Source organism: Streptomyces sp. TLI_146, from assembly GCF_002846415.1.
Lineage (GTDB): Bacteria > Actinomycetota > Actinomycetes > Streptomycetales > Streptomycetaceae > Streptomyces.
The window spans coordinates 7,875,156-7,896,422 of sequence record NZ_PJMX01000001.1 but is presented as its reverse complement, the minus strand read 5'-3'; the positions used below and the strand labels follow the sequence as shown (position 1 = coordinate 7,896,422).

The 21,267-nt window shown below is 72.9% G+C and carries 23 protein-coding genes; 12 read left to right on the top strand and 11 right to left on the bottom strand.

Features of this window, described 5'->3' with window-relative positions; genetic code table 11:
* Positions 1 to 98: 98 nt before the first annotated feature.
* Positions 99 to 755, bottom strand: a complete 657-nt coding sequence (locus BX283_RS35105; RefSeq protein ID WP_306822838.1) for a GNAT family N-acetyltransferase — start codon at positions 753 to 755, stop codon at positions 99 to 101.
* 146 nt (positions 756 to 901) lie between these two features.
* Here BX283_RS35105 and BX283_RS35100 point away from each other — a divergent pair, with 146 nt between their 5' ends.
* The 6 genes from BX283_RS35100 to BX283_RS35075 all read left to right on the top strand — a co-directional run bounded on the left by BX283_RS35100 (position 902) and on the right by BX283_RS35075 (position 5,412).
* Positions 902 to 1,783, top strand: a complete 882-nt coding sequence (locus BX283_RS35100) for a GNAT family N-acetyltransferase (RefSeq protein WP_101391427.1) — start codon at positions 902 to 904, stop codon at positions 1,781 to 1,783.
* A 143-nt stretch (positions 1,784 to 1,926) separates the two neighbouring features.
* The gene (locus BX283_RS35095) at positions 1,927 to 2,622 is read left to right on the top strand and encodes a response regulator transcription factor (protein ID WP_101391426.1); all 696 of its coding nucleotides are present in this window, start codon (positions 1,927 to 1,929) and stop codon (positions 2,620 to 2,622) included.
* Positions 2,619 to 4,082: a HAMP domain-containing sensor histidine kinase gene (locus BX283_RS35090; RefSeq protein ID WP_101391425.1), complete on the top strand. Its 1,464-nt coding sequence runs from the start codon at positions 2,619 to 2,621 to the stop codon at positions 4,080 to 4,082. The genes BX283_RS35095 and BX283_RS35090 overlap by 4 nt, the downstream gene beginning before the upstream one ends.
* A gap of 63 nt (positions 4,083 to 4,145) precedes the next feature.
* Complete coding sequence (locus BX283_RS35085) at positions 4,146 to 4,568, top strand: hypothetical protein (RefSeq protein ID WP_143676535.1); 423 nt, start codon at positions 4,146 to 4,148, stop codon at positions 4,566 to 4,568.
* The gene (locus BX283_RS35080) at positions 4,568 to 4,759 is read left to right on the top strand and encodes a hypothetical protein (protein ID WP_101391423.1); all 192 of its coding nucleotides are present in this window, start codon (positions 4,568 to 4,570) and stop codon (positions 4,757 to 4,759) included. Before BX283_RS35085 ends, BX283_RS35080 begins: the two co-directional genes overlap by 1 nt.
* Positions 4,760 to 5,145: 386 nt before the next feature.
* Positions 5,146 to 5,412, top strand: a complete 267-nt coding sequence (locus BX283_RS35075) for a hypothetical protein (protein WP_101391422.1) — start codon at positions 5,146 to 5,148, stop codon at positions 5,410 to 5,412.
* Positions 5,413 to 5,430: 18 nt separating this feature from the next.
* On the opposite strand, the gene BX283_RS35070 is transcribed toward BX283_RS35075, so the two are convergent.
* Entirely contained in the window at positions 5,431 to 6,213 is a 783-nt protein-coding gene (locus BX283_RS35070; RefSeq protein WP_101391421.1) for a phosphotransferase, read from the bottom strand.
* A 143-nt stretch (positions 6,214 to 6,356) separates the two neighbouring features.
* On the opposite strand from BX283_RS35070, the gene BX283_RS35065 reads away from it, so the two are divergent.
* On the top strand, positions 6,357 to 6,896 hold the full coding sequence (locus BX283_RS35065) for a GNAT family N-acetyltransferase (protein WP_101391420.1): 540 nt from the start codon (positions 6,357 to 6,359) through the stop codon (positions 6,894 to 6,896).
* Here BX283_RS35065 and BX283_RS35060 read toward each other — a convergent pair.
* Positions 6,869 to 7,219, bottom strand: coding sequence for an HGxxPAAW family protein (locus BX283_RS35060; RefSeq protein ID WP_101391419.1), 351 nt, complete (start codon positions 7,217 to 7,219; stop codon positions 6,869 to 6,871). The genes BX283_RS35065 and BX283_RS35060 overlap by 28 nt on opposite strands.
* A 71-nt stretch (positions 7,220 to 7,290) precedes the next feature.
* Between BX283_RS35060 and BX283_RS35055 the strand changes: the two genes are divergently transcribed.
* From BX283_RS35055 to BX283_RS35045, 3 genes are all read left to right on the top strand, one after another.
* Complete coding sequence (locus BX283_RS35055) at positions 7,291 to 7,788, top strand: MarR family winged helix-turn-helix transcriptional regulator (RefSeq protein WP_180357346.1); 498 nt, start codon at positions 7,291 to 7,293, stop codon at positions 7,786 to 7,788.
* A gap of 102 nt (positions 7,789 to 7,890) precedes the next feature.
* Positions 7,891 to 9,099 carry an alcohol dehydrogenase catalytic domain-containing protein gene (locus BX283_RS35050; protein ID WP_101391418.1) on the top strand — a complete coding sequence of 403 codons (1,209 nt, stop codon included), beginning with the start codon at positions 7,891 to 7,893 and terminating at the stop codon, positions 9,097 to 9,099.
* Positions 9,100 to 9,145: 46 nt separating this feature from the next.
* Positions 9,146 to 9,757 (top strand): hypothetical protein, encoded by a 612-nt coding sequence (locus BX283_RS35045; protein ID WP_101391417.1) that lies wholly within the window; start codon positions 9,146 to 9,148, stop codon positions 9,755 to 9,757.
* 7 nt (positions 9,758 to 9,764) lie between these two features.
* Here the strand turns inward: BX283_RS35045 and BX283_RS35040 are convergent, their stop codons facing one another.
* Complete coding sequence (locus tag BX283_RS35040; protein ID WP_101391416.1) at positions 9,765 to 10,565, bottom strand: NAD(P)H-dependent oxidoreductase; 801 nt, start codon at positions 10,563 to 10,565, stop codon at positions 9,765 to 9,767.
* Between the two features lie 99 nt (positions 10,566 to 10,664).
* Here BX283_RS35040 and BX283_RS42225 point away from each other — a divergent pair, with 99 nt between their 5' ends.
* Positions 10,665 to 11,561 (top strand): helix-turn-helix transcriptional regulator, encoded by an 897-nt coding sequence (locus BX283_RS42225; RefSeq protein WP_101391415.1) that lies wholly within the window; start codon positions 10,665 to 10,667, stop codon positions 11,559 to 11,561.
* Positions 11,562 to 11,594: 33 nt separating this feature from the next.
* Here BX283_RS42225 and BX283_RS35030 read toward each other — a convergent pair whose 3' ends face one another.
* The 5 genes from BX283_RS35030 to BX283_RS35010 are packed head-to-tail and all read right to left on the bottom strand — an operon-like array spanning position 11,595 to position 17,835.
* Positions 11,595 to 12,044 carry a hypothetical protein gene (locus BX283_RS35030; RefSeq protein WP_143676534.1) on the bottom strand — a complete coding sequence of 150 codons (450 nt, stop codon included), beginning with the start codon at positions 12,042 to 12,044 and terminating at the stop codon, positions 11,595 to 11,597.
* A gap of 37 nt (positions 12,045 to 12,081) precedes the next feature.
* Positions 12,082 to 14,991: a patatin-like phospholipase family protein gene (locus tag BX283_RS35025; protein WP_101391413.1), complete on the bottom strand. Its 2,910-nt coding sequence runs from the start codon at positions 14,989 to 14,991 to the stop codon at positions 12,082 to 12,084.
* Between the two features lie 45 nt (positions 14,992 to 15,036).
* Entirely contained in the window at positions 15,037 to 15,282 is a 246-nt protein-coding gene (locus BX283_RS35020) for a hypothetical protein (RefSeq protein ID WP_101391412.1), read from the bottom strand.
* Entirely contained in the window at positions 15,275 to 16,156 is an 882-nt protein-coding gene (locus BX283_RS35015) for a hypothetical protein (protein ID WP_101391411.1), read from the bottom strand. The genes BX283_RS35020 and BX283_RS35015 overlap by 8 nt, the downstream gene beginning before the upstream one ends.
* Before the next feature lie 47 nt (positions 16,157 to 16,203).
* Complete coding sequence (locus tag BX283_RS35010) at positions 16,204 to 17,835, bottom strand: amidohydrolase family protein (protein WP_101391410.1); 1,632 nt, start codon at positions 17,833 to 17,835, stop codon at positions 16,204 to 16,206.
* Between the two features lie 144 nt (positions 17,836 to 17,979).
* Between BX283_RS35010 and BX283_RS35005 the strand changes: the two genes are divergently transcribed.
* Positions 17,980 to 18,795, top strand: a complete 816-nt coding sequence (locus BX283_RS35005; protein WP_101391409.1) for a uracil-DNA glycosylase family protein — start codon at positions 17,980 to 17,982, stop codon at positions 18,793 to 18,795.
* A 15-nt stretch (positions 18,796 to 18,810) separates the two neighbouring features.
* Here the strand turns inward: BX283_RS35005 and BX283_RS35000 are convergent, their stop codons facing one another.
* Together BX283_RS35000 and BX283_RS34995 are read right to left on the bottom strand one after the other, a co-directional pair.
* Positions 18,811 to 19,425 (bottom strand): DUF4232 domain-containing protein, encoded by a 615-nt coding sequence (locus BX283_RS35000; RefSeq protein WP_101391408.1) that lies wholly within the window; start codon positions 19,423 to 19,425, stop codon positions 18,811 to 18,813.
* Positions 19,426 to 19,538: 113 nt separating this feature from the next.
* Positions 19,539 to 21,008 (bottom strand): SulP family inorganic anion transporter, encoded by a 1,470-nt coding sequence (locus BX283_RS34995; RefSeq protein WP_101391407.1) that lies wholly within the window; start codon positions 21,006 to 21,008, stop codon positions 19,539 to 19,541.
* Positions 21,009 to 21,267 lie beyond the last annotated feature (259 nt).

Sequence of the window (21,267 nt, the reverse complement as noted above, 5' to 3'; positions counted from 1 at the left end):
CGGGCGCGGGCGCGGGCATGCGAAAGGGCCCGCCGGTCGGCGGGCCCCGGGTGTACGCGTCGGTCCGCCCGGACCACAGGCGTACGGTGTGCACCCCGTCAGGCGTCCGGGTCGCGCAGGCCGACGCAGTCGAGGGCCCAGAAGGTCTCCGAGTAGACGAAGGTGCCCGTCATCCACGGCTCGTGCGCGGCCAGCCGGGCGACCTGGAACGCGGGGTCGGGGATCCGCAGCGACGGCGAGCGGAAGCCCAGCGGGCTCGCCGCCTCGAAGCCGCGCGTGCGGTAGTACAGCGGCGATCCCTCCAGGAACACCAACGGCACGCCCTGCTCGTCGGCCGCCGCGAGGGCGTGTCCGATGAGGCGGGTGCCGATGCCCAGGCCCTGGGCGTCGGGGTGCACGCCGAGCGGCGAGAGCGACATGACGTCCACGATCCGGCGCGGGGCGTCCAGGCGCGACGCGCTCAGCAGGACGTGCCCGACCACCCGGCCGCCGAGGGTGGCGACGAAGGACATCGGGGCCAGCGGCGCCCGCGCCGTGCGCAGCGCCTCCACCAGGGCGGGCACCCGCTCCTCCCCGAACGCGCGCGTGTGCACTTCGCGTACCGCCCGGTGATCCGCGTCCGTCTCGTGACGGATCACCAACTCCTCGGCGCCGAAGGCAATCGGAGAGCTGGCCGGAGAGCTGGCCGGAAGGTCGGCCGGGGCGCCGGCCGGAGAGCCGATGGGGGAGCCTTCCCGGCGATCTTGTGATGTCATGGCCGCGAGCGTAGGCCGGGGGGCGCCTCGCGAGCACGGCAATTAAGGGACGGGGATCGACCGACATGGATCACCGAGCCATGCCCGCGGCCGAGCAACGCACTCCCGACCGCGCCTCCTTCCACCCTTCTCGCGATGGAGACACCTTGTCGCTGCGCATCACCGCCCTGACCGACCCCGACGAGAACACCGCGAGCCGCAGGCTCGCCTGGCTGGCGTCCGGGGCCGAGGGCGCTCCCGTCGGATCCGCCTTCCTGCGGCTGTTCACCCGGCCCGGGCAGGACCACCTCGCCGAACTCGACGTCCAGGTCCACCCGGCCGAGCGGCGCGGCGGCGTGGGCTCGCGGCTGCTCCAAGCGGCCGTGGAGGCGGCGCGCCGGGACGGCCGGCGCAGCGTGATCGCGCAGGCAGCGGCGGGCTCCCCCGGCGACGCGTTCCTCGCCGCACACGGTTTCGGCAAGGTGCTGACCCTGACGTACACCCGGCTGGCGTTGGCCGACGCCGACCTCCCGTCCCTCGCCAAGGCCGTCGAAACCCCGCACACCGGCTACCGGCTGACGTCGTGGGAGGGGGCCGTGCCCGACGAGCTCTCCGACACCTTCGTGGCCTCGCGCCGGGCCATGGACGACATGCCGATGGGCACCACCGACTTCGGCACCGTGGTGTGGGACCTCGACCGGGTGAAGGCGGCGGCCGCGGCCGTCGCCGGGCGCGGCGAGATCCTGCACACCGTCGCGGCCGTCGACGAGTCGGACGGCTCGATCGTCGGGTTCACCGAACTCGTGGTCCCGGGCGACGGCACCGGCGACGCCCAGCACTACGGCACCGCCGTCCTGCCCGAACACCGCGGCCACGGTCTCGCCCTCTGGATGAAGGCCGCCTCCATCCACGAGGCCCGCACCCGCCACCCCCGCCTCGCGGGCCTGCTGACCGACACCGCGGACAACAACCCGCACATGCGGCACGTCAACGACGCGCTCGGCTATCTGCCGACGCACACCGCGCACGAGTACCAGCTCGACCTGTAGGACTCCGCGGCCGTACGGGTCAGGGCCGCGGAACCGGTGACGCGCGCGGGAGCCGCGTCACCGGTCGACCCGGGCCCGCCCCGTACACAGCCGGGCGCCGTACCCTGACTCACCCCGCGACAGCGCGCAGTGAGGTGAGGCGGATGAGCGGTCCGAACCGTCCGGGAGACGTTCTGGTCGTCGACGATGACGACGCGGTGCGCCGCTCGCTGGAGCGGGGGCTCAGGCTCAGCGGCTTCCGGGTGCGCACCGCCGACGGCGGCCGGGCCGCGCTCGCCGCCGTCGCGCAGACCCCGCCCGATGTGCTGGTGCTCGACGTCTCCATGCCGGGCATGAGCGGCATCGAGGTGTGTACGGCCCTGCGCGGCGCCGGGCACGACCTGCCCGTGCTGATGCTGTCGGCGCTCGACGAGACCGCCGACCGCATCGCCGGGCTCCAGGCGGGCGGCGACGACTACCTGGTCAAACCGTTCGCGTTGCAGGAGCTGGTGCTGCGGCTGCGCGCGCTGCTGCGCCGCCACCCGCCCACCGCGCACGACGTGGTCCGGGCCTGCGGCCTCGTCGTCGACCCGGCGGCCCGCACCGCACACCGCGACGGACGCCTCCTCGACCTCACCCGGCGCGAGTACGAACTCCTCGAAGTCCTCGCCCGCAACACCGGCCTCGTCCTCACCCGCGACCAACTGCTCGAACGGGTCTGGGGGTACGACGTCGACATCCGCACCGACGCGGTGGACACCTTCGTCAGCTATCTGCGCCGCAAACTGGAGGCGGACGGCGCTCCCCGGCTGCTCCACACCGTGCGCGGGGTGGGCTTCGTCCTGCGGGAGCGGCCGTGAGACTGTCCACCCGGATCGCCCTCGCGGTGGGCGTGGCCGTGCCGGTCCTCGTCCTGGCCTGCGGCTGGCTGCTGCTCACGCTCGTCGCCCGCGATCTGCACCGCGAGGAGGACAGCCATCTGCGGACCCGGGCCACCGCGATCGCCCACGACGCCCGCACGCTGCTGCGCGCCGCGGCCAACGACCAGGCCACCGCCGAGGTGAACCGCCAGCGCAGGCTGTTCACCGCGGCACTCGACGTGGGCGTACGGCTGACCGGGCCCGACGGCACGTTCAGCGGCGGCCCGCAGCCCGACGCGTCCGTCCCGCTGCCGGACGTGAGCAGGGTGCCGGTGACCGTGCGGGGCGCGGGCCGCAGCTGGCGGGCGTACGCGCTGCCGGTCAAGGGGCCGCAGGTCGCCGGCACGCTGTGGGTGTTCGCCCCGGACACCGCGAACCGGGCCCAACTCGGCCTGGTACGACGGCGGACGGCGACCACCGCCCTGCTCGCCGCCCCGCTCTCCGCGCTGCTGGCCTGGGCCGTCGCGAGCGGCGCGACCCGCCCGCTGCGCCGGCTGCGGCACAGCGCGGCGGGCCTCGATCCCCGTACGAGCGCGGTACGGCTGGACCACCGGCCGACCCGGGTCACCGAGGTCGACGACCTCGCCGCCACCCTCCGGACCGTCCTCGCCCGCTACGACGAACAGGCCGCCCGCACCGCTCAGGCCCTGGACACCGCCCGCTCCTTCTCCGCGGCCGCCTCGCACGAGCTGCGCAACCCGCTGATGAGCATGGGCACCAACCTCGACGTCCTGGCCCTTCCCGGCCTGCCGGAGACGGAACGCGCCGCCGTCGTCGACGAGTTGCGGGCGGAGCACGCGCGGCTGCTCGGCATGCTGGTGGCGCTGCGGGAGCTGGGACGCGGCGATCTGGTGGAGCCGGACGCGTTCCGTGTGCTCGACGTCGCGGAGACCGCGGACGCGGCGGTGGCCGAGGCCCGGCGGCGGTCGCCGGACGCCCGGATCGCGCTGGACGCGGAGCCCGCGCCGGTGCACTGCTGGGAGCCCGGCATCCGGATCCTGCTGGGCAACCTCATCGGCAACGCGCTCGCGCACGGCAGGGACGCGCGGGGCCGGGCCGAGGTCGCCGTGGCCGTCCGCAGGGCGGACGGGCAGGTGCTGATCACGGTGGACGACCGGGGCCCCGGCATCCCGCCCGACGCCCGCGAGGAGGTGTTCCGGCGCTTCCACCGGGGTCCCGGCAGCACCGGCTCCGGGCTCGGCCTCACGCTGGCCGCCCAGCAGGCTGCGCTGCACGGCGGGACCGTCGAACTGGGCGAAGGGCCCGGCGGCGTGGGCACCCGCTGCACGGTACGGCTGCCCGCGCGGGCCCCCTCCCGGAGCGGCGCGCTCCCCCTCCAGCGGGACTGGCTGACGCTCACGGCGGCCCGGTCACAGAGTTTCCACAAAGAGCCTTCCTAGCCTCCGGTCGTTCGAACCAACCGGTCCTGTGGACCGGACCCTGTGGACCGGGAGGCACCCACCATGAACACACCCTTCTCGCCCCGCCGTCGGGTGGCTGCGGCCGCGCTGGCCGCGACGGCCGTACTGACCGTCACCGCGCCCAGCGCCTTCGCGGACGCCACCCCCTCCAAGGCCCCGCGCACCACGGCCAAGGCACCCACGACCGACGGCGCCAAGGGCATCTGCAAACGGGCACCCAAGGTCGCCAAGCGCATCGACCGCTCCCTCGACCGGCTCAACGGCGGTGTGACCACCGTGGGTTCGGTGGCCCGGCTGCAACAGCGGGAGGACAACGCCAAGAAGGAGGGGCACAAGGCGATCGAGACCTATCTCAACGACAAACTCACCCACCGCAAGGGGTTGGTGACAACTCTTCAGCAACGCCAGAAGGACCTCAAGGACGTGGCCGCCTGGTGCGCGGCCAACCACAACGGGACGAAGTGATGCGCACCCGCCACGCCATGGCGGCAGTGGCCCTGACCGCCGCACTCGCCACGGGCTGCTCCCACTCCCCCACCCGATCGGATTCGCCGTCCGGCACGGAACAGCAGATGGAGCAGAAGGTCGGCGCGGCGGAATCGGCGGCGGCGGCCGCGGACGCGGACGCGGACGCGGATGCGAAGGGGGACAAGTAGGGGCGGGCGGCAGGGGAAGTCGGTTGCCGGACCCGTCCGCCCCCCTGGGCCGACACCGCCGAGCCGAAGCCATCGGTGCCCGCTCCGCGAATCACGGAGCGGGCACCGGGTGCCGGGTACGCAGCGGGAGGGGAACCCTGCGTCCGCGGCACGCACGCGGCCGTACCGACGGACAGGCCCGGCCGCTTCGAAGCCCTGCCGTCAGCATCGCAGGCGCACCCGCCCGCCGACAGTGAACCGCCAGCCACAATCGCTCCCCTGGTGGCGCACAAAGGGGCGGAGAACGATCTCGTGTACGTACGCCCGGTCATGCCCGGTGGCAACGATTTGATCGCGAAACCGGACGCACGCATTCCCCCCGGCCGCGCCGCGGCGTTGAACCGGGCATGGACAGGGACGCTGCACAGGGCCCGGAAACCGCGCACCGGGCCGAACTGACCGGGGCCTACTGGCTGTCCACACCAGCCCGCCCGGGACTCGACTGCGAATGGTGCACCCGGCTGCGCGAGGCGGACCGGGGCGCCCTACGGCGCGGCGGCACCTCGGGCACGGGGTGGGAGAGCGACCGGATGAGCTCCGCGCGGGCGGCCATGATGAGCCTGGCACTGGTGACCATCGTCCTCGCGATGGCGATGACCGCCGCGCATCTCTGACGGGACCGGGCCGGGCGCCTACGCCGTCGGCCCGCGCCAGAAGAACTCCGGCAACGCTTCGGCTTCGACGGCCGCCTGGCGCAGGTCGGCCGCGACGGGCAGCAGCGCCGTGTAGACGGGATCGCCGCCGGCCGCCATCCGGTCGATCACTTCGGCGTTGGTACGGGCCCGGCGGGCCACGACGGCCCCGAAGGCCGAGCGGTCGCCGTCGTAGCCGTACGCGTCGAGGAACAGGTGGAGGCGGCGCGACCGGTCGTCGAAGTCCGTGAACCCGGTGCGCCGGGCGAACCGGCGGGCGTGCAGCGGCACCCAGGTCAGCGCGGTGAACGCCAGGTCGAACTCGCGCGACGAGGGCCCCGCGGTGTCCCAGTCGAAGAACCCGGCCAGGTCGCCGTCGCGCCACACCGCGTTCCACGGGGCGGCGTCGTGGTGGCCGATGACCAGGCCGGGCCGCCACGTCTGCCCGGCCAGCCAGCGCGCGCCGGGCGGCGGCACGAACGTCTCCGTGGCGTCGTGGAGCCGTCGGGCCCACCGGCCGACGCTCACCAGCGCGGCGTCCGAGTACACCCAGCCGGGCCAGGGCAGCTCCTCCCCGGCCGTCTCTCCCGCGAGATGCGTCAGGATCTCCCGGCCCTGCTCGTCGGTGCCGAGCACCCGGGGCGCGCCCTCGAAGCCCACGGCCTCCAGGTGCCGCAGCACCGCGTGCACGGCGGGCGTCCAGGGCTGGACGGCCCGGTGGACGGCGTCACCGATGCGCACCGCGCCGACCGTCCGGCCCCCGGGCAACCGCTCTTCTGCCATGCTCTCGTTGTATCCCACCGCCGGGACCGGCGCACCGGAGTTTCGCGGCGACCACTCGGGCGGGGGCCGCGTCCGGTTCCGACGATGCCGCCGCCGCGAAATACGTTTGGCGGCGCGGGCACCGCCTGCGTAGCGTCGCGCCCGTGACTTCGACTCCGGCTTCCAGCCCGACGTTGCGTACCGAGCGTCTGCTCCTTGAGCGGTACACCCCCGAGGACGAGGAGGCCTTCGTCGCCTTGTTCCAGGACACCAGGGTGTCGCGGTGGATGGGGGACGGGACCGTTCCCGAAGCGGACGACCGGGCCCTGTTCGGGCGGATCTTCACCAAGGTGTACGCGGAGGAGCGGTTCGACGTCTGGGCCGTCCGGCGGGACGGGCGGCTGGTCGGGCACGCCGAGATCAAGCCCACCGACGAGGTGGACGGACACGAGATCATCTACGCGCTGGCCCCCGAGGCGTGGGGTCGCGGCCTCGGTCTGGAGCTGGCGCGGGCGATCGTGGCCCACGGCTTCGACACCCTCGATCTGAGCGAGGTGCACGCCACCGTGGCCTCGCCGAACACGGCGTCGCTGGCGCTGCTGGAGAAGATGGGGTTCGAGCACGTCCGGGACATCACGGAGGAAGACGGCAGTACGACCCGGGTGCTGACCTGCGCTCAGAGCCGCGCGGGCACGGCCACCTGAGCGGCTTCGGACGTACGCGGCCCGGCGCGCCCCGCCATGCGGCAGCCGACGCAGTCGGGGTGTCCGTCCCGGGCCGCGACGTCACGCGTCCGCCAGTGCCGCTGCCCCGGCCGGCGCGGCCCGGACGCCTTGCCCCACCCCGCCAGGTGCAGCGTCCACGTGGCGAGTGCGGCCAGGGCGATGACCGCACCCCCCAGCCACACCCCGGCCGCCGAACCACCGACGAGCCCCGCACCCGTGACGACGCTGCCGAGCACCCCCACCCCCGTACCGGTCCAACCGGCAACGGTGTGGCCCATGTCGTGGTCGCCGTGTAACCCCATGTCGTCTCCTCGGAGCCGCGCGATAGAATGCCTTACCGGCTAAGTAGCTTAGATCGTAAGGGGATTGCGCGGTGGACGGCAAGGAGCGCCCGGCGGCGACACCGGAGCAGGCGCTGTACGCGATGGACCGGATGATCGCGCTCGCCCACTTCGGACAGCAGGACATCGCGGCGCGGCTCGGCCTCAACGTCACCGATCTCACCTGTCTCGGCTTCCTCGTCGAGGCCTCGCTGGCCGGGGAGTCGCTCGCCGCGGGCGACCTCGCGGAGCGGGCCCGCCTGACGACCGGCGGGATCACCGGCGTACTGAACCGGCTGGAAAAGGCCAACTACGCCCACCGCCAGGCCGATCCGGAGGACCGCCGCCGTGTCCGCGTGGTCATGGACGAGTACGCGCAGGCCCGCATCCTCGCGGTCTACGGCCCGTTCTACGAGCGCCTCGGCGCCCTCTTCGCCGACTACGGACCGGAGGAAGTCGCCGTACTGGCCGACTGGTTCACCCGCGCGAAGGGCCTCATGCAGGAGTCCCTCGACGAGATCCGCGGTGGTGACGATACGGCTCGGGAGTGATCCCGGCGGCGGCAATGGCGTGAACCCGTCGGCGCCGGCGCGTTGTCCGCGGCGGGGTACGGGTACCCGGGCGCTCCCGCGACGAGAGGGAAGGGACCGCCGATGAGGGCTGTGACGTGGCAGGGCGAGCGGAACGTCCGGGTGGAGACCGTGCCGGACCCGGTCATCCGGGAACGCACCGACGCGATCGTGCGCGTCACCTCCACCGGACTGTGCGACTTCGACCTCCGGCTGTACGAGCGGCACGACACACTCGCCTCGCTCGTGAGGCCGGGAGACGTCCTCGGCCACGAGGCCATCGGGATCGTCGAGGAAACCGGCCCCGAGGTGACGGAGATCAAGCCGGGCGACCGGGTCGTCGTGCCGTTCCACATCGCCTGCGGGCACTGCTGGATGTGCTCGGCGGGCCTGCCCGCCCAGTGCCGGACCACCCATGACCCGGGCCGCGACACCGGGGCGGCGCTCATCGGCCACGGCGAGCTGTACGGATCGGTGCCGGGCGCGCAGGCCGAGTATCTGCGGGTGCCGCAGGCCCAGTTCGGGCCGATCCGGGTGCCCGAGGGGCCGCAGGACGACCGTTTCGTCTACCTCTCCGACGTACTGCCGAGCGCCTGGCAGGCGGTCCGGTACGCGGACGTCCCGCCGGCGGGTACCGTCGCCGTGCTCGGCCTCGGCCCGCTCGGCGACATGGCCTGCCGGATCGCCCTGCAGCGCGGCGCCTCCCACGCCATCGGCGTCGACGTGGTGCCCGAGCGGCTGGCGCGGGCGCGCAAGCGGGGCGTGGAGGTGTTCGATCCGGGTGACTACGAAAGCCAGGACGACCTGATAGCCGCGATCGGCACCCATACGTTCGGCCGGGGCCCCGACTCGGTGATCGACGCCGTGGGCACCGAGGCCCATGACGGCCTCCTCGGCCGACTGGCCCTGGGCGGGCAGGCGTCCGGACCCGACCGGCCGCAGGGCCGGGCCGCGCGGCGCGCCTGCGGCAACGGCCCCGACCGGACGGCCGCCCTCCAACTGGCCGTCGCCCTGGTCCGCCGGGGCGGCACCATCTCGCTGGCCGGCAACTACGGCGGGATGAGCGACCCCCTGCCGCTGATGACGCTGTCCGACAAACACGTCCAGCTGCGCACGGGCCGGACCAACGTCCACCGCTGGAGCGACGACATCATGTCGTTCCTCGCCGACGACGACCCGCTCGGCGTGGACGACTTCGCCACCCACCACCTCCCGCTGGAGCAGGCGCCGCACGCGTACGACATCCTCGCGCGCGGGGCCGACGGCGCCGTCAAGATCCTCATGCGGCCCTGACTAGGCTGTCCCCGTTGATCGACAGGACAGACGGGGGCAGGACAGCATGAGCGTCGTGGCGGCGGAACGGTCGCCGGAAGGCGTGCGCGGCGGGCGCCGGGCGCTCAACTCCGCGCTGTGGGCCCTGCTCATACCGGGCGGCACGGCCCTGGGCGCCGGAATCGGTCAGTACGCGACCTGGCTCGGCGTGATCGTCACGCTCGGCTTCACGGCCCTCGCCGCCTGTCTCATCGGCGGTGGCTGGCACCGCGCCGGAGCCGCCACGCTCGCCTCGGTCGGCTGCTTCGCGCTCATGCTGTTCGCCGGGCCCGCGATGTACGAGGTGTACATGAAGACGGCCGGGAAGCCGGTCCCCGCGGTGGTCACCCAGGTCGTCGACGAGCACAACCGGCGCGGCCCGGACATGTTCTGCACGGTCACCGAGACCGGCGGCGACCACAGCGTGCACAGGGTGTCCCAGCAGCAGAACTGCTTCGGACAGGCCGAGGTCGGCGACCGCGTCGAGATCCGCAAGGACCCGCTCGGCCTGCTGAAGCCACGCCTTCCGGACAGCCCGGACCAGGAGAACACCACGGAGATCACCGTGGCCGTCACCCTGGGCCTGCTGCTGCTCACCGCCGCCACCACCTTCTACGCGGGGCTGCGCCGCCGCGACTGACAGGCGCTCAGCCGCGCGGCCGTACGTGCAGCTCAAGGCCGCTGACCCCCGGCGCCTCCACGCCCGGCAGCAGTCGCATGTCACGCCCGTAGTCGCCGCCGACGAGCGTGCGGTACGGGACCGGCTCATCGGTGAAGAGCCCGTCCAGGCGCTGCCCGTACGCCAGTTTCGCCGCCGCGAACTCCTCCTTCGACACCTCGTTCGCGTCGTACATCACGAACGGCTCCAGCGGCGCCATGCCGGTGAACCAGAACAGGCCGTGCTGCAACGGGTGGAGGACGTCCGCAAGCGCCCCGTGGATACCGCGATCGGAGAACGCCGACGCCCGCGCACCGGCCGTCACCGACACCAGCGCGCGCCGCCCGCCCAGGGTGTTCTCGCTGTACGGCGGGGGAAGCGCGGGGCCGTAGCCGAACCCGCTGGTGAACACCCGCTCGATCCAGCCCTTCAGGATCGCGGGCGTCGAGAACCACCACATCGGGAACTGCAGGATCACCGCGTCCGACCAGCGCACCTTCTCCTGCTCCGCCGCGATGTCCGGCGCCAACCGGCCCGCCAGCGTGGCCCGTTCCGAGGCGTCCATCACGTCCAGCCGCCGGTCGCCGGGGTGGTCGGGGAAGTCGTCGGCGTCCAGCACCGCCTTCCACTTCATCGCGTACAGGTCGGACACCCGCACCTCGTGCCCGGCCGCACGCAGATGGCCGGCGGCGAAGGCGGTCAGTTCGGCGTTGAGCGAGCGGGGTTCGGGGTGGGCGCTGACGAGGAGGATCTTCTTGGGCTGCCGGTCCTGGGCGGTGGTGTCGTTCATGCCGCCAACCCTCCCCCGGACGCGGCCGGGCAGCCAGCACCCGGTTCGACCGGCGGACCGGCGTTCCTGGTACTGCGAGGGCCACGCATACTTGACCGTATGAACGGCGTGGACCCCGGCACCGACGACCAAACCGACACCCTCGGCCGGATCGACGGCGTCGGCGACACCCACCGCGCACTGGGCGCCTTCCTGCGCGCCCGCCGGGGCCGGGTCGCCCCGGAGAACGTCGGCCTCGCCGGTGGTCGGCGGCGGCGCGTGCGCGGGCTCCGCCGCGAGGAGCTGGCCCAGCTCGCCGGGATCAGCGTGGACTACTACGTACGCCTCGAACAGGGCCGCGCCACCCAGCCGTCGCCCGAGGTGCTGGACGCGCTGGCCCGGGCGCTCGGCCTGGGCACCGCCGCGCGCGGACACCTCGCCACGCTGGCCGCCGCCAGGCGCGGGCCCGCGCCCCGGGCCCGGGTCAGCCCCGTGCTCCAACGGGTCCTGGACTCCATGACCCAGATGCCCGCCTTCGCCACGGACCACCGCCTCGACGTGGTGGCCTGGAACGGCCTCGGCGCCGAGCTCATCGGCGGTCTGGCCGACCCGGCCCGCCGCGACCCCAACAACGCGCGCTACCTCTTCCTCGACCCGGCCTCCCGGGTGGTGCACCCCGAGTGGCGGGACCGGGCGGCCGAGGCCGTGGGCCAGCTGCGGGTGGCCGCGGGCAACTACCCGGACGACGCGGAACTCACCGCGCTCATCACCGAACTGTCCGCCCGCAGCGCCGAGTTCCGCGAGATCTGGGCGTCCGGTGAGATCGTGATGTGCGCGGCGGGCCGCAAACAACTGCGCCACCCGGTCGCCGGGCTCCTCACCCTGGACTTCGAGACACTCCACGTACCGGCGGCACCCGGCGAAACGGGCCTGGTGGTCCATGTGTTCAGCGCCGAGGAGCACACCCCGGAGGCCACGGCCCTCGCCGAACTGGCCGCTGCCGTGGCGGACGCGTAGAAACGGCGGGGCCCAGCGACGCGGCCAGGTGGATCACCAGAAGAACCATCCCGGCGTCGCGCTGTACTCCTGCGGGACGTAGTCGCACGCGCCTTCCGTGAACTCCGTCGCCGCCTGCTTCGCGGCCAACGCCTCGCCGTGGGCGTCGACCCCGTCCGCCGCGACCAGCAGGGCGGCGACGATCACCAGCCATACGACGGGGAGCGCCCGGCCCGGGGCCCGCCGGGCCTGCATCATGACGCCGCCCGCCACCGCGGCGGCCCCGGCCGCCAGTACCAGGCCCAGGGCCGTGAGGGTCAGGTGGTCGAGGGTCGGCGAGGTGTGGCACAGGATGTACTCGCGTGCGGGCACGAACCTCGGTATGCGCTCGACGAGGGCGGCGACGCCCAGCACCGCGCCCGCGCCCACCACGTGTTCCGCCCGCAACCTCGGCCACGCGGTACCCCCGCGCCGCCCACCCTGTTCTTCGGCCGTGCCCGCCATCACCGTTCCGTTCCCCCGTTGTGGAGCCTTTCGCCCCTCAGGACGCCTCCGCCCCGTCCAGCAGTTCCTGCACCCGCTTCCCCAGACAGCGCCCGAGGGTCTGGTACGCGTCGAACTGCCGGTGGTCGAACCACTGGTCACTGGTGCTGTCGTGCGGGAAGACCGGGTGGGCCGCCGCGTACGAGAGCAGTTCGTACGGCAGGTCCTTCGTCAGCGTGGCCCGGGCCACGATCAGGGTGCCTTGGCGGCCGCGGTCGCCGTCGATGTCCAGGTCCTCGGGGTAGGTGATGTCGCCGGTGACCACCAACGTCCGGGACAGGCGGGAGTTGAGCGCGGAGAGGACGCTCGGCGGCTCCAGCGGGTCGCCGCTGCCGGGGACGAGAGTGGTCGGCTCGTGCAGGGTGATGGTGATGCCCAGTTCCTCCTGGGCGAGCGCGATCGCCTGGGCGAGGGTGGTCGCGAAGGGCGGGCTGTCACCACTGGCGTCGATACACACCGCCGTACGCACACCCTGCCGCAGGAGCTCCACCAGACCGAGGTTCTCGTAGTGGCCGCCGTCGGTCACCAGCAGGAGCCGGTCGTCCATCGGATAGCGGCCGAACACCTCGCGCAGCAGATACGGCAGTCGGCGGATCAGCGGCGCCGGGGGCGCCGGCCAGCGCGGGGCGCTCCACTGCTCGGCGACGGCGCCGGGGTTGGGCAGCCAGCTGCCCAACCGGGCGTTGGAGAGGGCGAACAGCACCTGGAAGGCCCGGGCCTGCGCTCCCATGGCGGAGGCGAAGGCCGCACCCGAGATCGCGACGGCCGACTGGACGGTCAGATCCCGTGCGATGTGCCGCTTGGAGCGCTGCTCCAGACAGGCGGTGCAGGCGTAGCCCACATCGGGACCGCCGACATAGTCATGGGAGAGCGTGTAGGAGACCGCGCGGCGGCCCGGCGGCGTGCGTTCGCTGCCGGAGAGGTTCCCCGCGGCGGCGAAGATGACCTGGGGGAAGTCGGGCTTGCGCGCGCCGTACTCGCTGAGTGTGGTGGTCTCGGTGGCGAAGTCGTACGGCCGGGCCACCTGCGTACCCTCCGTGCCGGGCAGGACCTCACGGCGTACGGCGAACGCGGAGGCCAGGCGACGGCGGTAGAAGGGGTGCAGGCTCATCCACGTCTGGTCCAGGAGCGAGCCGATGAACACCAGCACGGCCGGGACGCAGATCTGCATCCACAGCGGCCAGGCCCAGCCGGTGGCGGTCGCCCAGCCCAGAAGGAGCAGGAAGACGGCCGTGAGCAGGATCAGCACGACCCACACCGTCAGATACTGGAGCAGGCCGTTGGGGACGGCACGGGTCAGGCCCGACCGCCCGCGGACGGCGTCCATCACCTTGGACAGCCCCGTGCGCACGGTCTTGCGCCGCCGCCACAAGGTGCCCACCAGCGCCGCGCAATAGGTGACCAGGACGGTCAGGCCCGCGCCCACCGTCGCGTCGGGGCGGCTGACCTGGTGCCGGGTCTGGAGGTAGACCGCCGACCAGGCGAGCAGCGGGAGCACGAAGACCACGGCGGTCAGCGCGAGCGTGAGCACGACGAACGCCTGGAAGGCCCGGGCCAGCCAGCGGGCCGCCTGGTCGGCGCGGTCCCACACGTACACGGCGAGCCACAGCAGCCAGATCCCGGCGGCCGCCACGAGCGCGTACGCGACCGTCCACACCGCCGGGTCGCGGAACGACGGGCGCGCCGGGGTGGCGGTGCAGTGGGAGCAGAAGCGGATGCCGGGCTCGGCAAGCCCGGTCAGATCGGTCACCGGTACGTCGTGATAGGCCCAGCTCAGGATCAGCCCGATGGTGCCGGTCGCGGCGGCCAGCAGGAACAGGGACGCGAGCAGACCGCGCAGCAGCACTCCGAGGGCGACCATCCACTGTCCGGTGCCGTCGGCGACGTACTTGGAGTGCCGCCGCAGGTGGTCCTCCTCGGGCGAGCCCGGCGCGAACGCGTCCCTGGACGTGAGGGTGTCGTCGAGGGCCAGTTGCATCGCGCCCGCCGTGTAACCGCCGCCGGAGACGGAGACCAGGTACCGGGCCTCGCGCAGCGACCGGCGCAGTGCCTGGAGGGCTCCCAGGGTGACGGTGGCCGAGCGGATGCCTCCCCCGGAGACGCAGAAGCCCAGCTTCGCGTGCTGCCGGCCGGGGGCCGTGGTGCTCTGGTAGCGCCAGTGCGCCGACTCGGTGCCGGGCTCGGTGTGCGGGTGGGCGACGCCGGTCGGCCAGATCCGCCCGTCGGCGTCGGCGACGGGCCAGGGCGGGACGACCCTCGGGGTGTCGGTGGGGTGTCGGGGGTGGGGTGCCCCGGTGGTCGCGTCGGCACCGTCGGTGTCCAGGACCGGGGCCGGTTCCGGGTCCTCGGCCTTCCTCCGCATCCCCCTGCCCGCCCGCGAGACCGTGGTCGCCCACACCCTCGCGCCGATGACCGTGGAGGCGCCGAGCAGCAGCCACTTGACGGTCTCCAGCGCCGTCGCCGTGGCGAACGGCCAGTCGTCGACGGGGCCCCGCACCCTCAGCGCACCGACGAGCAGACCGTTCTCGACGAGACCGAACACCGCGCCCGCGAAGGTGGCGATCATCGCCCAGTAGGAGACCTGACGGCCGCGCAGCCCCGAGTACGCGTGGTGCCCGATCTGGAACACCAGCAGCAGCGTCGCGGCGCCGCAGGCCACCCACACCATGTGGGCCACCAACGCATCCCGGAACGCCGGGGCGTGCCCGTCGTACACCTCCTTGGCCGCCGCTGCCGTACCGGCGAGCTGGAGGCGGGGGAGGTCGACGTCCGGGGCGCGCCACAGGAAGTAGACGACGCCCAGTGCCGCCGGAACGAGCGCGGCCCAGGCCCGCAGGAACCCCTGCTCGGCCGTGACGGGCCGGGCGGGCCGGGCGGCCGTCGGGGGCGGCGGCGAGGAGTGGGGCATCGGGTCACCTCCTGAGGTCGGTGGTGGTGCGGACCGTCCCGTCGGTCAGTCCGGGGGTTCGTCCTCGGGTCCGAGTTCGCCGTCCGGGGCGGGCTCTTCGGCACCGCGGTCGTCCAGTTCGCGCATCCGGCGGTGAACGGCCTCGCGCAGGCTCTCCTTGCCCGGTGCCGGGGGTTTCGAGCCGGTCGCCTCCGCCGAGGAATCGGCGGGGGTCTCGGCAGGGCCGTCCTCCGGGGGTTGTCGACCGGTGGCGTCCTCGTCGGACGGGCCGGTGCCCGGGGTGCTATCCATGCTCGGCCTTGCCCCCCTCCCAGGTTCCTTCGGTGACCTGTCCGGCCTTCAGCTCCTCGATCTGGCTGCGCCAGAGGTCGGCGCGGGAGGCGGTGGTCTCCTTGACGGCGGCGGTGAGTGTCCTGGCGGCGGCGAAGCGGTCGGACTCCGGGCCGCTGGCGGCGATCCGCTCGTTCGTCTTGGTACGGGCGTCGATGGCCGAGCGCAGACTGCCGGTTCGGGCGGTGAGCTTGCCCAGGTCGCGGAAGGTGGGGTTCTTCGTGCCGAACCAGATCTGCTGCCACCAGTGGTCGCTGACCGGTTCGCGCCAGCTCAGGTATCCGCCGTCCAGGATCTTGCGCGGGCCGTCGAGCTTGCCGGTGAAGCTGTAGCGCACGCCGGGAGCCTGAACGGGGTCGTAGAAGTTGGGGGTGAAGAAGTCCGAGACCAGGAACCCGTTGATGGTGTAGCCGTTCTCGGGGGCCTCGGAGGGGTCGGCGACCTCGACGAGGAACTCCACCACCCCCTGGCCCTTCTTCGGCGACTGCCCGGCCACCAGCCGGTTGCCCCAGGGGTCGCCGAGCATCTCCAGCATTTCGTGGCTGGCGGTCAGCGACCAGCTGTCGCTGTACTGGATCAGGGAGAACGGCTGGCCGTTCTTGTCCATGTGGACACCGGCCGCCCCGGGTTCACCGATGTCGTCGCGGACGATCATCGGCCAGTAGCCGACGGGCACGTCGTGGAGGCTGTCGAAGGCGTCGACGGAGGCGGGGATCTGCCACAGCGGCGCGAAGTCCCGGATGGCCTGCTTCTGGAGGGCGGCGGCCACGCGGGTGAGCTGGGAGGGGGTGATCTCGTCGGTTTCGGATACGAGGGCGAGCTGGGTGACCAGCATGCCGGACTCCTTCTCTGCCGGATACGGCTTCCACGGGGGCGGGGTGGTCAGGTCAGCAGGCGGGACAGCGCGTCGGCGTAGTCGGCGGGCAGGTTGGCCTCGTCGGCCAGGGTGTCCAGGAAGGTGTGGTCGCCGGACGCGGTCAGGGCGTCGAGCACCACCGGTTCGAGGGCGACCGGTGCGGCGGTGAGCACGCCGATGCCGGGCCCGGACGGGTGCGGCGCCCCGTTCGCGCTCAGCAGCGGCAGGCGGGGGCGCAGTTCGGCGCCGGTGGGCTCGATCTCGTCCAGGGCCAGCTGCCAGCGCACGCTCCCGTCGGGCGCCGCCGTCATCGGCGGGACGGGGGCGTCGGCGAGGGCCGGTAGGTCGGCCAGTGCGGCTGTCAGCCGGTCATGGGCCTCGCCGAGGGACAGCCCGGCCACGATGGTGTCGGCCGTGCCGTCGTGCAGGTGCAGTACGTGATCCGCCGCCATCCCGGGGACCTGCTCCAGGGTTTCGCCCGGGGCGAGGGCGTGCATGAGCCGACGGGATCCGTAGCGGGCGACACCGTCGACGGCGACCAGCCGGATGTCCTTGTCGCGGGCGTCGATGAGCGAGGTGTACGGGTCCCCCTCGGCGCCGTCGACGACGACGAGGTCGGCGCGCATCCCGGCACCCAGCGATCCCAGGGCGGTGTCCCAGCGCAGGATCCTGGCCGCGTCCCGGGTGACCATGGCGACCAGCTCCTGGTCGCTGAAGACGGATCCGGCGGCGGTGGAGGCCAGCCGGGCGGCCTTGAGCTCGCCGAGCAGCCCCTTGCTCCCCGAGACCGACCAGTCGGAGCCCAGGCCCATCAGCACACCGGCCTGTTTGGCGGCGGCGATGTCCGCGGTCTTCCCGTACAGCAGGAGGTTGGACAGGGGCGACCACACCATGGAGCCGCCGTGGTCGGCGAAGACGGTGAAGTCGTCGGCGGTCAGGCCGGTGCAGTGGATGCCCACCAGGTTCTCGGTGATCGCCCATTTGCCGGGCTCGAACTGGAGGGCCTGGAAGTGCGCCCGGGCGGCCGCGTCGGTGCCCTCGGCCAGATGGAGGAGCAGCCGGTGCGGCTGCTTGAGCCGGGCCAGGAACTTCTCGGCGTCGGCCGCCTCCACGTCGGCGATGCGCGAGGCCGCCTCGGGCAGGTCGGGTGTGTCGGTCTGCTCGACGTTGCGGACGATACCCCGGTACATGCGGCGGGCGCCCGCGTTGCTGAACAGGGCGATGCCCTGGCTGGTGGTGGTGCCGTTGACCAGGGCCTTGGCCTCGACATACCGCACGACGGCCGGCATCAGACGGGGGTCCTGGCCGAGCACCTTCATCGGCCCGGTGACCAGGGTGCGGTAGGCGGGGTTGCCGCTGCCGCCCCACTGGGAGCGGTTGCCGTACTTCTTCGGCACCTGCCACAGCGGCAGCACGTCGTACGGCAGGTGGTTGTGCAGCTCGATCAGCCCGGGGTAGACCGAGCCGTGTGTTTCGACGGGCGCGACCCCGTCGAAGCCGGGCGGGGCGGGCGCGGTGGCCGGGAGCACCGCCGCGATGTGCCCGTCGGCCACATAGAGGGTTCCGTCCTCGATCACGGTGTCCGCCGCGTCAAGGGTGACGATCCGGCCGCGCAGGGCGAACCGGCCGGTATCCGGGGCATCTGCTCCAGGCGACATGCGGGTCCCTTCTCGCCACCCCCCGAGAGGCACGGATGAACACCACATATCGGATGAACATCACTTAATAGACACCATGCCGTAATGTCATCCAGCGATCACCTTCTGTCATGACTGATCGCCCGCATGGAGTAGGAGCCCCGCATGCACCCCTTCGACCCCGGCTACGCACAGGAGCCGTATGCCTCGCTCGTGCGCGACTACCCCGGCCCCGAGATCTATCCCGCCACCGACTTCCGGGTGGAGTGGGGCCCGATCTTCCACCGCGGGCGCCTCGACGGCACGGCCCGCGTGCTCGTCCTCGGGCAGGACCCGGCCGCCCACGAGGCCGTCACCCGCCGGATCCTCGTCGGGACCGCGGGCCGCCGCTTCCAGGGCTTCCTGGCCAAGCTCGGCATCGACACGAGTTACGTGATGGTCAACACGTATGTGTACAGCGTGTTCGGGCAGGGCGGGGGCAACGCGCACGCCAAGGACGAGCACATCGCCGCGTACCGGCACGGCTGGCTGGACGCCATCGTCGCCCATCAGCCCATCGAGGCGGTGATCGCGCTGGGCGGGCTCGCCGACACCGCGTACAAGACCTGGCGGAAGACCCCTTCAGGCGCGGCGTTCGACGGCGCCTACCAGCACATCCTCCATCCCACCTTCCCCGACAGCGCGGCGGCCTCCGGGACCGACCCGGCGGAGGCCATGACCAGGCTCCTGACGAACTGGAACGAGGCGCTCAACGCGCTGCACGGCACGGTCACGCCCGACACGAACCGCCCGCTCGCCCTCTACGGGAGCACCCTCACCCCGGCCGACCTCGCCACCATTCCCTCGGCCGACCTGCCGCCGGGGCTCCCGGCGTGGATGCGCTCCGACGAGCCGTGGGCCAGCCGCCAGGGGGCGACGCCCGCGGAGAAGCGCGCCACCATCATGGTCCAGATCCCCCCGGACCAGCGTCCGTTCACCTGAGCCCGTACCTCCCGGTCACTTGGCCCCGACCGGACTCACATACGTACCGGGGTGGGTGGCCGCGTCCTGGAGCAGGATCGAGCCGACCGGCCACGGCAGGGTGTGGGAGTGCGTCTCGCCCGGCGGGGTCACCACGATGCGGGTCGGTTTGAACTCGTCGCCGCTGCCCTGGACGTACGGCAGATAGAAGATGTTGAAGGTGGTGGTGGCGCCCGGCCGCACCGTGACCCGGTGCGGCTGTACGGCGGTCTGCCGGGCCAGCGACCACGTCAGGGGTCCGACGAGGTCCACACCCGGATACCCGGTCATCACACAGGACTTGGCGCCCTTGTTGGTGAGCGTGACGGTCAGCGCGTACTGGAGGTTGGGGTTCTTGGCGCGGCTGGTCGGCACGATCGCGAAGCCGAGATCGGCGGTCCGGCAGCGCCCGCCGGACGCGGCGGCGCCCGGCCCCGACGGGGTCGGCGACGGCGACGGGCTGCCACTGCCGTCCACCACACTCCCACTGGCGGACGCGCTCGGAGCACTGCTGGTGGCCGCCGCCTCCGAGTGGTCGCCACCGCAACCGCCCAGCGTCAGACCGGCGGCCACGACGGCGACGGCGGACCAGCGAAATCGGGGACGCGGCACGGCGGGCTCCTCAGTCTCGTACTCGACACGACCACGCACGGAACGGGACGCTCCGCACACCACGAAGACGCGTACCACCCTGACACGGTTTCAGACCTGTCGACAGCTTCGCCTCAGGCGGGATGCACCAGCCGGACCTCCTCGCTGCTCGCCCGGTTGTGCTCGTCCGCCCAGTTCCGCAACGCGCTCAGACACGCGTGGTCGAGGTGGCGCAGTCCGGCGAGATGCAGGTGTACGGCCCGGTCCTTGGGGAGCTTCTCCAGTGTCTCCAGGATGCGCGGCAGCCGCAGGAACGTGGCATTGCCGATCACCTGGGCGCTGACCAGCCCTTCCCCGTCGTCCGTGACCTCGATGTGGACGTGGGAGGTCTCCCAGGCGGCCTTGACCACGGCCAGCAGCAGACCGATGAGGACGCCCTCGAACATGTTGGTGAACAGGATCGCCAGCGCCGTCGCCGCCAGCACCACCGCCTCACCCCGGTGGGAACTCCACAGCGCCGACAGCCCCTTCACCGGCAGGAGGGAGAAACCCGCGTATACCAGGACACCGGCGAGCGCGGCGGTGGGCACGTGGGTGAGCGCGCCGGGCAGCAGCGCCGCGAACAGCAGGAGCCAGACGCCGTGCAGCACCCGCGACGCCTTGGTGCGGGCACCGGCCTGCACGTTGGCGGCGCTGCGCACGATGACCGCGGTCATGGGCAGCGCGCCGAGCAGCCCGCACACCGTGTTTCCCATGCCCTGCGCCATCAGCTCCTTGTCGTAGTCGGTGCGCGGCCCGGTGTGCAGCCGGTCGACCGCGGCGGCGCTGAACAGGGATTCCGCGGAGGCGATCAGCGCGAACGCGAGCACCGTGGCCAGCAGCCCCATGTCGGCGAGCTTGGCGAACTCCGAGGAGCCCGGCGGCTGGACGGCGGAGGCCAGACCGCTCACCCGCACCCGGGCCACCGGCAGGCCGAGCACGACCGTCAGGGCGGTGGCACCGCCCACGGCGGCCAGCGCGCCGGGGAGCAGTTGCCAGCGGGCGGGCAGCCTCTTCCAGCCCGCCATCACGGCGATGGTGCCCGCGCCGACGGCGAGCGCGGTGAGCGCGGTCGCCGAGCGCGCGACCTCCGCGGCCAGACCCGGCAGGCCGACGATGTTCGGCACGCCCGCGCCGGGGCCCTTGCGGTCGGCGAGGACGTACAGCTGACCGGCGATCAGCAACAGCCCGATGCCCGCCAGCATGCCCTCCACCACGGCCAGCGAGATCGCACGGAACCAGCGCCCCATCCGCAGCGCTCCGAGCGCGAGTTGGACGAGTCCCGCCAGGAGGACCACGACACCGAGCGCGGCGAGGCCGTACTCGGTGACGGCGGTGTAGACGAGGACGGTCAGACCGGCCGCGGGGCCGGACACCTGCAGACTGCTCCCGGGCAGCAGCCCGGCGACCAGTCCGCCGACTATGCCGGTGATCAGGCCGAGTTCGGCGGGGACTCCGGAGGCGACCGCCACGCCCACGCACAGCGGGAGCGCGACGAGGAAGACGACGAGGGACGCGGCGAGGTCGGCGCGCAGCACACGGGCCGGCGCTGGACGTGTGTTCATGGCGTTCCGTTCTGTCAGTGGAGGGAAGGAACGTCGCGGACTGTCGCGACCGGGCAGACGGCCCAGGGTGCGGCGTCGAATACGTACGGCAGCAGCGGACAGAGCCGGGCCGGATGCCGTCGGGAAGGTAGGTATGAGCATGGTCGGCGCTCTGCCGTGCCGGGTAGGGGCGGCAAGGAGCACGCCAAGAGCGCACCGGGATCATGACCGGCTCACGCCGGGGGCCCGTGAGCCGTCGCGGCGGGATGCCGGACGCGGG